Annotated in this window: 6 protein-coding genes and 1 CRISPR repeat array; of the genes, 4 read left to right on the top strand and 2 right to left on the bottom strand. The window is 69.6% G+C overall.

The genetic code is table 11. The features are described 5' to 3' along the window. Nucleotides 1-129: 129 nt before the first annotated feature. Nucleotides 130-586: direct repeats of the CRISPR family, unit length 28 nt; unit sequence GGACCATCCCCGCGTGCGCGGGGAGCAC. Between the two features lie 921 nt (nt 587-1,507). Then, a complete protein-coding gene (locus tag AB0367_RS23430) occupies nt 1,508-3,607 on the bottom strand; it encodes an N-6 DNA methylase (protein WP_366228515.1) in 2,100 nt (699 codons plus the stop codon). A gap of 87 nt (nt 3,608-3,694) precedes the next feature. On the opposite strand from AB0367_RS23430, the gene AB0367_RS23425 reads away from it, so the two are divergent. Continuing rightward, entirely contained in the window at nt 3,695-3,877 is a 183-nt protein-coding gene (locus AB0367_RS23425; RefSeq protein ID WP_366228514.1) for a hypothetical protein, read from the top strand. 181 nt (nt 3,878-4,058) lie between these two features. Next, nucleotides 4,059-4,565, top strand: a complete 507-nt coding sequence (locus AB0367_RS23420) for a hypothetical protein (protein WP_366228513.1) — start codon at nt 4,059-4,061, stop codon at nt 4,563-4,565. Here the strand turns inward: AB0367_RS23420 and AB0367_RS23415 are convergent. Next, on the bottom strand, nt 4,534-5,802 hold the full coding sequence (locus AB0367_RS23415) for a serine/threonine-protein kinase (RefSeq protein ID WP_366228520.1): 1,269 nt from the start codon (nt 5,800-5,802) through the stop codon (nt 4,534-4,536). The genes AB0367_RS23420 and AB0367_RS23415 overlap by 32 nt on opposite strands. Before the next feature lie 169 nt (nt 5,803-5,971). Here AB0367_RS23415 and AB0367_RS23410 point away from each other — a divergent pair, with 169 nt between their 5' ends. Both AB0367_RS23410 and cas3 read left to right on the top strand, forming a co-directional pair. Next, nucleotides 5,972-8,092 (top strand): UvrD-helicase domain-containing protein, encoded by a 2,121-nt coding sequence (locus AB0367_RS23410; protein WP_366228512.1) that lies wholly within the window; start codon nt 5,972-5,974, stop codon nt 8,090-8,092. Next, complete coding sequence (gene cas3 / locus AB0367_RS23405; protein ID WP_366228511.1) at nt 8,089-10,929, top strand: CRISPR-associated helicase Cas3'; 2,841 nt, start codon at nt 8,089-8,091, stop codon at nt 10,927-10,929. The genes AB0367_RS23410 and cas3 overlap by 4 nt, the downstream gene beginning before the upstream one ends. Nucleotides 10,930-11,124: the final 195 nt, after the last annotated feature.

The following is an 11,124-nucleotide window of genomic DNA, read 5'->3' as shown; positions in this document are numbered from 1 at the left end:
ACCGGAAGACATGTGTCCGCGGACCCGGAGAAACCGTGTCCGCGGACCCGGCGGCCCACTGTCCGCCCATCCGGGGCATCAGATGACCGTTGACACTGATCAACATGTCTGGTTACGTGATCGTGAAACGGACCATCCCCGCGTGCGCGGGGAGCACTCCGGGCCGATGGCGTGCGCCCAGGCGGCGAACGGACCATCCCCGCGTGCGCGGGGAGCACCGTCGGCATGAGGTCCTGTCGGATGACCGGTGAGGACCATCCCCGCGTGCGCGGGGAGCACAGAGGGGGGCTCGGCTGCTGCGGTGGTCGGGCCGGACCATCCCCGCGTGCGCGGGGAGCACGAGCGTGAGCTGAATGCGGTGCGGGCCACAATGGGGACCATCCCCGCGTGCGCGGGGAGCACCGCCACTCCGGGCGAGATCGCGCGGCTCAAACGGGGACCATCCCCGCGTGCGCGGGGAGCACGGTCGCGTGCCAAGCTTCGCCGCATCCTCGTCCGGACCATCCCCGCGTGCGCGGGGAGCACGGTCAGGCTGCGGCTGCGGTGACGGTCAACCTGGGACCATCCCCGCGTGCGCGGGGAGCACACTTGTTGACCTGGAGGTCTATAGATCAACAGTCCGGATTTCGTTCACTTTGGTTCAGCCACCCCCAGCGGAGCAAACAACGAACACATCACTCGCCGCCCCGTCACGCACATTGCACACCAGTCCCGCGTCGCCGGATGACGTGTCCCGCCCGTGACGGTGAGCACCGTACCACCAAATCGCCATACCCCGATTCCTCCGCCAGCAGCAGTCCAGGCGCAGCACACACTCACATCACCACATCCAACCCTCCGCAGCAAGCAGGATGACGTGACACCACCGCCACACCCAGGTCAGCGCGCCAGCCACGACCGGCAACAGGGCATCGACGCCCGCCACAAGACTGGAAACGATCCCACCCTCCACCAGCCAGACCCAGCCCAATCAATCACCGGATAAGGCATGCCCACACGCCCGCAAGGCAGGCAGCGACGTCGCGCCCGCGGAACCTTTCGGTGTGCCTTTAGGGCCGCGGTAGTTCCTCATCGGCGGATCGACCGACTACGGACGCCTGGCTTGTACGCCACCAGGGCCGGCGATGGAGATCCGGCCGAATCCCTTGCCGGTCAACTTGACCACGGGCACGTTTCCCCGCAGGGGCCAGGTGCGACCTTGGCGGATCTCAGCGTGTCCCGCCTTGCCGGCCGGCGCCCTCGACATCAACGCAGTCGCGCCGCCGGCCCGCCATGCGTGCCACCACGCGCGCCGACTTGGTCGAGACCTTCAGCCGCGCCGCTACGTCAAAGACAATCCCGGCACGAACAGCACCGCCGCCTGCCGGCGTATCAACTCGCGTTTTGCCCACCCGGCCGGGCTCAACCCGCCGTCGTCCGCGGTTCGCGCATATCGATGACAGCAATCGTCCTAAGTAAAAAACGCGACACGCGAACCTGGTACATCGTTGTTCTCGAGTGCGTGGCGTCAAGCGTCCCGGTCGACGCGGACTAGGAGCGTGCCCGAGGTGAGGCCCTCGCTGATTTCGCGGGCGAGTGTTGTTCCTGCCGCTGCGGCCAGTTCAAGCCCCGCGCGGAACTCGGCCAGTTGGCGGAATGCCTCCCCATACGCCCGCTGGTCCTGCAATTTAAGCACTGGAATGGTGAGGCGCTTGAGGTCGATTCGTTGGGTGCCGCTGCCGGTGCTGGATGCTCGCCCGGCGACGCGGAGGTTGTCGGTGCGTGAGAGGACGCCGGCGACGAACCATGGATCGAATCGAGTTGGATCGACCCGTAGTAACTGCACGCCCGGTCCCAGTTGGGCGCCGACCTGTTCACGGGTTGCCACTCGGACGACGATCTCGCGGCCGGCGATGGGGATTAGGAGGTCGCCAGGGTGTACCCGCGGTGTGTTGTCGTCTTCCGCGGTGCGGGCGGCGGTGCCGGTCGGCGGTCCGCCGGAGAGGATGTCGGCGGATGTCAGCACTGTGTTGTCGGCGGTGCTGCCGGTGGATTCGGTACGGGTGGTTGTGCGCAGTATCGACATGCTGCCCGAGCGGACCAGGTCGACGAGGCTGGCCTGTGGCGCGCTCCCCAGGGCCGTCGCCTTTGCCAGCCGTACGTCGGGTAGTCCGTGCCGGAGTTCGGTGAGCAGCCGGCCGAGGTCGCTGATGCTGGCCATCGTGCGGGTCGGGTCGGTGACGAACTCGCCGGGTGACGGCAGGTAGCGCTGGGGGGTCAGGTCCACCTGGTCGTCGAGGACTTCGATGCTGGGGACGGTGCGCTGGATACCCGGTATATCGGTGTGGCTGCCGGACCGGTAGTCGCGCCACGCCGCCTCGACCAGTTCGGTGAGCGGTTGACTGCTGGCGGCGGCGTTGATGAACAGGAGTCGATCGGCGGGCGGTTGGTGTTCGTCGGGCTGGATGAGCGTCCAGATGTGCAGGCCGATACCGGCCGGTGGCATGAGGCCGGCGGGCAACGCGACGACGGCACGCAGCGCGCCGCGGCGGACGAGTTCGGCCCGGATGCGCCGGCCGGCTGGGCGCAGCGCTGCGGCTGGAGGCATCAGAACGACGGCGGTGCCGCCTGGAGAGAGGTGGGCCAGGGCATGCTGTACCCACGCCAGCTCCGGTTCGGTGCGTGGGGGCATGCCGTATACCCAGCGGGGGTCGTACGCGAGCTGGTCGTGGCCCCAGTCGTGGATGCCGAACGGGAAGTTCGCCACCACGGCTTCGGCCCGCAGGTCGGCGAAGGCATCGGCGAGCAGGCTGTCACCGACGTGCAGCACGGGCGGTGCCGTCGGGGCTCCGGCTCGCTGTGCGCGCCGATGGACGAACCACAGGCGCAGCAGGGCGATCAGCGCATACTGCGGCTTGATCTCCTGGGCGAAGCAGTGGATCGCGGTTCCGGTGCGCAGCGCCTGGTCGGCGGCCATCCGCAGGATCGATCCGGTGCCGCAGGTGAAGTCCAGGGTGCGTGCACCGTGGCCGGCGATGGTCAGCATCACCTCGACGACCGTGTCAGGGGTGCTGGCCAGGCCGGACATCGACTGGGCCGATGTCGTGTACTGGCTGTGCAGGTATTCGAAGGCGGTCTCCGGGTCCTGCTCCAGCCCCAATTGGTCGACCGTGCGCAACACGGTGGTCAGTTGTGGTCCCCATCGCTCCGGAAGTACGCCGCTGACCAGCGTAGCGAGGCCGCGGTCGACCGCGCGCAGCCGGTTGACGAGTTGTTTCGGGGTGAGCAGGTCGGTGCCAAGGGTGGGCTGGGCGGATCGGGCCAGCAGGTAGGCGCCCGCGACGCCCAGGGCGTCACCGATCTGCGCCGCGGGCTGGTAGCTCTCGAGATACCGCCAGGCCCACTGCTCGGTGCCGGCCTGATGAAGTTTTCCCTGACGGCGCAGCCACTGCTCCACCTCGCGTGCGTTGAAGCTGGGGCTGTTCGGCGTGCCACCGACAGGGGCAGGAAAGTCCGCGTAGCGGCGGCGCCAGTTACTCACAGCCGCCCGGCCGACGTTGGCCAGGCGTGCGATACCGCTGGCGGTGAGGGTGGCGTCGCCAATGGCGGTGTACTGCTCGCTTGTCACACGTGAACGCTATCACCTAGCATCTCCTTGTTGCCATAGTTCACAAGTGTCATGATGCACCGAGACGGTTCACAGACGGGAGAGATCATGGCGCGGCGTGGGCGCAGCACCACCATCGGAAAGTTCGCCAAGATTCACCAGGATCGTCGGGTCTCCGAGATCCGTGTCCTCGGTGAGTTGCTGCGTCACGAGCAGCGGACGGCGCCGATCGGGCACCCGGCCCCCGACGCGTTGTCCGGCCGACCGGACGTCTCCCACCCTCACGACTGAAGGAGGACCATGAACACCCTTGCTCGTATCCACCCTGTCAGCCACGGCAACATCGCGCTTCGAGCCGGTCGCATATCTGGTCGACGGCGCACGCCGATTCGGTAGACGGCGCCGTCACGCAACGGAGTATCCGCGGGTATGTTTCGATCCGGCGCTGGGCCGGGCCATCGCGGACGCATACATGACGGCGCCGCGCCGGGACGAACGGGCCTTCGCCGCCTACGCCGCACTCTGCGCACAGACCGTGCAGCAGTACCACTTCCTAGTGGGCCGGGTCGATTTCGGTGGGCTGGGCGTGGCGGTCTGGATCGTCGACGAGGATCCGTATCCGGATGCCGAGGCGATGGTTGAGGACGTCCGCCGGCGGCGGCTCAAGGTGTATGCCAGCGCGGCCACCGGCAATCCACATCCATACCTGAGTGATGTTGAGAACGACATGTTCCGCGCAGTTCACGATGCCTTCGGTCACGCGGCCAGCGGTCGTGGCTTCGATCCGCACGGCGAGGAGGCGGCCTGGCTGAAGCACAGCGCGATGTACTCGCCGCTGGCGCGCCGTGCTCTGGCCACCGAAATCCGTGGGCAGACCTGTGCGCGGGTGTTCCACTACGGGGGCACGGGGTTTCCGGAGCAGAAGGCGGTACTGCTACCGCGCTGGTTCAGCGATCCACGGTCGGTGCGCGTCGGGTAGTGGCGCGCAGCTCAGCGATCTCCTGCCGCAGTTCCAGGGTCGCCGGATGGTCGGGGCCTTGCACCTGGATCCGCTCCTGCAGGAGGGTCTCGAGCTGGCGCGTCGCCCGGTCGTGTTCGCCGAGGGCCAGGTGTGCGCGGGCGGCGCGCAGCCGGCAGTCGAACACCAGCGGGTGGTCGCGACCGTGCCGCTGGGCGTGCCGCTCGGCGAGTTGCCGCCAGCAGCGGGCGGCGGCTCGGAACTTGCCGGCGGCGAACAGCGCTTCGGCTTCCGCGACGGCGGCGTCGGGGTCGAGGTCGGGGCGCCGAGCTGGGGATGGCGCTGCGACGGTGCGGAGCGCGGGCTGCCGTCCGACGACGGCGGCGTAGCGCCGCACGGCGTCGACGCCGTCGCTGACCACCCCGGGAATCGGCGGCAACTGGTCGACGAGCGGGGCCAGCGCGTCGTATACCTCGACGGCGCTGGCCGGCCGGTCTTCCGGCCGTTCGGCCAGCAGTGCGTGCACCAGATCGTCGAGTGCTTCTGGCGTATCGGGGCGCAGCTGCGAAGGGCGTGGTGGCGGGTCGCCGAGTTGGTGTCGCAGCGTGGTCCCGGTGCTGGCGCCATCGAACGGTGCCTGGCCGGTCAGCAGGTGGGACAGTGTGCCGCCCAGCCCGTACAGGTCGGCGCGGTGATCGGTGGGCTCCCCCAGGATCTGCTCGGGTGCCATGTACCCGACGGTGCCCGGGCTCTCGCCGGTCCGGGTGATCCGGGAGTAGCGGTCGTCGTCGTGTATCACGGCCACGCCGAAGTCGAGGACTTTCACGGCGCCGCTCGGCTCCAGCATGACGTTGCTCGGCTTGAGGTCCCGATGTACCAGACCGATGCCGTGGGCGGCGATGAGCACGCTGCTGATCTGCGCTCCGATGGCAGCCACCCAGGCGATCGGCAGCGGGTCCTGCTCGGCGGTCAGGTCCGCCAAGGTGATCCCCTCGATCCGCTGCAGGACGAGATAGAGGCGCCCGTGGTCTTCGCCGAGGTCGAAGATGGCGGGTACGCCGGGGTGGTCGAGCCGTGCGGTCAGCAGCGCCTCGCGTCGGAATCGCCGTGCGAGGTCCGAGTTCGTCGCGGCCAGCGACTTGACGATCACGGGTCGCTCCAGCAGCGCGTCCCAGGCCCGCCAGACTTCACCCATGCCACTGTGGGCCAGTGGGAGACGATCCACAACGTATCGGCCCTTGAGGCGTGCGTCCGCCATCACGTCCGTGAGCTTACCGGCGCCATCGACCACAGCCGGAGTCCGTGAGCCGTTCGGTGGATCAGCCATCAGTCATTCGTGAACTATATATTTTGCTAACTTGCTTGTAGCCAGTGTTCACAATAGGCTGACATCGAACAGCTGGACGGGTTCGCGAGGAGGCGACAGCGTGGCCGAGCTGGGCATCGATCGGGAGTTTCTGCGCCGCTACGCCAAACTGCCCCGGCCCGTGCAACGGGCGGTTGACGCGGCGATCGGCAAGTTCGCCGAGCACACCCAGGCCGGCCTGCACCTGGAAAAGCTGACCGGCGCGCGCGACCCGAACGTCCGCACCATCCGGATCACGGACTTCTGGCGCGGCATCGTGCTGGCGCTCGGCGGCGCGAAGTACCTTCTGCAAGACGTGCTGCCGCACGACGACGCGAATGCCTACGCGGTGAGCCGGATCTTCTCGGTCAACCAGGCGCTGGGTGTCCTGGAGGTCCGCGACCAGGTGGGCATCGAGGAGTTCGCACGCACGCTGCCGGAGGCACCGCCCACCGAGGGGCTGCTCGACCATGTGTCCAACGCCGACCTGCGCCGGCTGGGCGTCGACCCCGGGCTGTTCCCGTTGCTGCCGCGGATCAACTCCGACGAGCAGCTGGAGAGCCTGTGCCGGCTGCTGCCCGAGGCGCAGCGCAACGCCCTGACCGGGCTGGCTGCCGGAATGTCCCCGGACGAGGTCATGCAGGAGGTGATCGGGCTGATCCTCGCCGGCGAGGACCCTGGCAAGGTCGACACCGGCGATCTGGAAGCGGCCGCCCGCCGCACGCCGGACCGGATCGCGTTCGTCTCCGGTCCGGTGGAGCTGGCCGCCATCCTGGCCCGCCCGTTCGACCTCTGGCGGACTTTTCTGCACCCGACCCAGCGCGATGTCGCCTACCGTGAGGTCTACAGCGGGCCGGCGCTGGTCACCGGCAGCGCGGGCACTGGCAAGACCGTCACCGGCCTGCACCGCGCGGTCTTCCTCGCCGGCAGGCTGCCTGACGACGGTTCGAAGGTGCTGCTCACCACGTTCACCCGCGCGCTGGCGGAGGCGCTCGGCAAGCAGCTGTACCGGCTCACCGACGACCCGGCGGTGCGCTCCCGCATCGACGTCGTGAGCATCGACAAGCTGGCGTACGAGATCGTGGCCCGCGTCCGGAGGGTCACGATCGCCGACGACGACGTCCTCGATCCCCTCTGGGACGCGGCCGCCGCGGCCGGGCCGACGTACCACAACCGGGCCGGCCAGGTGACCAGGTTCAGCGGCGCCTTCCTCCGGCGGGAATGGGAGCAGGTCGTGCTGGCCCAGCAATTGGCCAGCATGGAGGCCTACCGGGACGCTCGGCGTGGCGGCCGCGGTGAGGGACTGCGGGCGACGCAGCGCGACCAGGTGTGGGCTGCGATGCAGGGCGTCGCCGGCCAGCTGACCAAGAAAGGTTTGCGCACCCACACCCAGCTCGCCGACGAGGCGGCCGAGATCGCGCTGCGCTCGGCCCCGCCGTACCGGCACGTGGTGGTGGACGAGGGGCAGGACCTGCACCCGGCTCAGTGGCGATTGTTGCGGGCGCTGGTCGCCCCAGAACCCAACGACCTGTTCCTGCTGGCCGATCCGTACCAGCGCATCTACGACAACCACGTGTCGCTGGCCCAGCTGGGCATCCACGTGCGAGGCAGGACCCGCCGGCTGACCGTCAACTATCGGACCACCCACGAGATCCTGGACCTGTCGGTGCGGGTTCTCAGTGGCGACGCGGTCCTCGGTCTCGACGATCAGGACGACACCCTCCGCGGGTACCGTTCAGTCACCCACGGCGGCGCCCCCGAGGTGACCGCGCACGCCGACCGGGACGTGGAGCTCGACGCGCTGATCGAGCGCGTCGGCACCTGGCTCGACCAAGGCGTCGAGCCGCACGCGATCGGCGTCGCCGCCCGCACCGGAAACCTGGTCAAGACCATCGGCCGGGTATTGAGCGAGGCCCACATCGACGTGGCGGACGACCGGCGCGGCGTCAGCGGGGTACGGGTGTCCACCATGCACCGGATGAAGGGTCTGGAGTTCCAGTGCTTGGCCGTGGTCGGCCTGGACGCCGCGATCATGCCCGCACCGAACGCGGTCACCTCGGCGGCTGAGGACCCACACGGTCACCGACAGGACCTCCAACGCGAGCGCTGCCTGTTGTTCGTCGCACTGACCCGGGCCCGCGACGTCCTGTATCTGTCGCACAGCGGCTCGCCCAGCACGCTCCTGCCGGCGGTGGCGCAATGAGCACCGCGACGCTGGGGGCCGGGCCGCAGCTGGGCGAGGCGGCACGATCCGTCTGGGGCAAGACCGACCGCACGGGCACGTCGCCGGTGGGCTGGCTGCCGCTGTGGCGGCACCTGGCCGACGCCGCCGACGTGGCCGGACGACTCTGGGACGACTGGCTCAGCCCGGCGACGCGCCGGCGAGTCGCCGAGGAGCTGCCCGGTGGCGACGCCGACGGCCGTGCGCTCGCAGTCTGGCTGGCCGGGGTGCACGACATCGGCAAGGCTACCCCCGCGTTCGCCATCCAGGCCCCGTTGCTCGCCGAGCGGATGCGAGACCGCGGCCTCGGGTACGACTCCAGGCAGATCAAGGCCGACCGCCGCCTCGCACCGCACGCCACCGCGGGCCATTTCGTGCTCGCCGACTGGCTGCGGCAGCAGGGCTGGGAGGACCCGGATCCGTACGCCGTCGTGGTCGGTGGGCACCACGGCGTGCCGCCCACCGACGAGCAGCTGAAGGGTGTGATGGCGCGGCGGCACCTGCTCGGCGACGCCGCTTGGGAGCAGGTGCAGCGGGAGCTGCTCACCTGGATGACCGAGCGGTCCGCAGTCGGCGACCGACTCGCCGAATGGCGGGACGCGCCGCTGTCGCAGCCGGTCCAGGCGGCTCTCACCGGCCTGGTCATCGTCGCCGACTGGATCGCCAGCGCCGAGGAGTTCTTTCCGTACATCTTGGACACTGCCGACGCCAACCGGCTGCGCTCCGGCTGGGAACGGCTGAACCTGCCGATGCCCTGGCTGCCGGCCAGCCCACCGTCCGATGTGGACGACCTGTTTGCCGCGCGGTTCGACTTGCCGGCCGGCGCGACGCCGCGCCCGGTCCAGCGCACCGTCGCCGGGCTGGCCGAGACCATGCCGGCGTCGGGCATGATGATTGTCGAGGCCGCCATGGGTGAGGGCAAGACCGAGGCCGCGCTGGCCGCGGTGGAGATCCTCGCCAGGCGTACCAACGCGTCCGGCTGCTACCTCGCGCTGCCCACCCGGGCCACCAGCGACGCCATGTTCGGCCGGATGCTGTCCTGGCTACGCCGACTGCCCGACGCTCAGGTCAGCCGCGGCGACCGTGACGTGCGGCTCGCGCACGGCAAGGCGGCGCTCAATCCCGAATACGACAAGCTCCGGTTCACCTCGCTGCCCAGTGGCATCGCCCAGGACGCCGGCGGCGTCGACATCGGCGTCCACGACTGGCTGGCCGGCCGTAAGCGCACCCTGCTGTCAAGCTTCGTGGTGGGCACCATCGACCAGCTGCTGTTCGCCGCGCTGCGCGGCAAGCACCTCGCGCTGCGCCACCTTGGCCTCGCCGGCAAGGTGGTGGTCATCGACGAGGCCCACGCCTACGACGTGTTCATGAGCAGCTTCCTGGACCGGGCCCTCGAATGGCTCGGCGGATACGGCGTGCCCGTGGTGGTGCTCTCCGCGACGCTGCCCGCGCACCGCCGCGCCAAACTCATGGAGGCGTACGACCGCGGCCGGCTCGGCCCGCCGCCCCCGCTCACCTGGCGCGACCGGGGCAAACCGCGGACCGACCCCTACGCCGCCCTGCGCAGCGACCTGCGGTACCCGCTGGTGACCGTATCCGGCGAACAACGCGGCGCCACCGCGACCAGCTGCGCCGACTCGGGCCGCGGCGTCGACGTGCGGCTACGACGTCTCGACGACGACTTACCGACGCTGGCCGACCTGCTCCGCGAACAGCTGTCCGACGGGGGCTGCGCGCTGGTGGTACGCAACACCGTGGCGCGGGTACAGGAAACGGCCGCGGCCCTGCGCGCCGCGCTCGGTCCCGGCATTGCGGTGTCGGTAGCGCACTCCCGGTTCATGGCCGTCGACCGGGCCGCGAAAGACCGCTGGCTGCGGGAAACGTTCGGGCCGCCCGGCAGCGCCGAACGCCCGCACCGGCACGTCGTCGTGGCCAGCCAGGTGGCCGAGCAGTCGCTCGACATCGACTTCGACCTGCTCGTCACCGACCTTGCCCCGGTAGACCTGGTCCTGCAGCGCATCGGCCGGCTGCACCGGCATCCCCGCGCCGACCGCCCAGCCCCGCTCGCCACGGCGGCCTGCTGGCTCACCGGGGCCGAGTGGAACGAGGAGCCGCCGCAGCCCGTGCCGGGCTCGCGCCGCGTCTACCAGACGTCCACACTGCTGCGAAGCGCCGCGGTACTACTGCCACACCTGGACGGTGAGCCGCTGTGCCTGCCGGCCGACATCGCGCCGCTCACCCAGGCCGCCTACGGCGACGCGCCGGTCGGCCCGCCGTCCTGGCACCCGGCGATGGACGAGGCCGAGGCACGACGGCAGGACGAGCAGGCCGACAAGGAACAGAAGGCGGACGGGTTCCGGCTGGCCGCTCTGGGCGAGCGCGGGACATCGCTGATCGGGTGGCTCTCCGGCGGCGTCGGCGACACGGACGAACGCACGGCGCAGGGCCACGTCCGCGACACCGACGGCGAGTCACTGGAGGTCCTGCTCCTCGTCCGAACCCCGGAGGGACTAGTTGTACCGCCATGGATCGACGGGGGTGGGGTACCCGTGCCCACCGACAGCGTCCCCTCCTGGCCATTGTCCCGCCGGATCGCCCGGTGCACCCTGCCGCTGCCCCGGATGATGTCCGCCCCCGAGGTTGTCGACGACGTCATCGCGGACCTGGAGCGTCGCATTGACCTGCGCGCCTGGCAGGCCAGCCCGTGGCTGGCCGGCGAACTCGTACTTGACGTTGACGGTCAAGGTCAGGCGCGCGTGGCTGCCTTCTTCGTTCACTACGACCTCCATGAGGGTCTTCGTGTTTCCCGGATTGAGTAGAAAGCCCCGCATAGCGCGGGGAACAGTGCTGCGACCCACTATGCCTGCGGACCACCCCTCGGTTGGAGGGACCTGCAGCAGCGCCCCAGGGGGCGACGGCGAGACGTTATACCGGAGGGACGACACGACGCAAGACGCGTTAGACAGTATAGGCAACGACGCACTATGCCTGGTTAGATGATTCCGTGGGAAGGG

Source organism: Dactylosporangium sp. NPDC051484, from assembly GCF_040689395.1.
In the GTDB taxonomy this organism is placed as follows: Bacteria; Actinomycetota; Actinomycetes; order Mycobacteriales; family Micromonosporaceae; genus Dactylosporangium.
The sequence above is the reverse complement of the archived record's forward strand: the minus strand, read 5'-3'. Positions and strand labels throughout refer to the sequence as shown.

Bases quoted from the DNA above. Each gene is read 5' to 3' on its own strand.
- AB0367_RS23415 (WP_366228520.1), bottom strand. From the start codon at position 5,802: ATGGCGGACGCACGCCTCAAGGGCCGATACGTTGTGGATCGTCTCCCA.
- AB0367_RS23420 (WP_366228513.1), top strand. From the start codon at position 4,059: ATGACGGCGCCGCGCCGGGACGAACGGGCCTTCGCCGCCTACGCCGCA.
- AB0367_RS23425 (WP_366228514.1), top strand. From the start codon at position 3,695: ATGGCGCGGCGTGGGCGCAGCACCACCATCGGAAAGTTCGCCAAGATT.
- cas3 (WP_366228511.1), top strand. From the start codon at position 8,089: ATGAGCACCGCGACGCTGGGGGCCGGGCCGCAGCTGGGCGAGGCGGCA.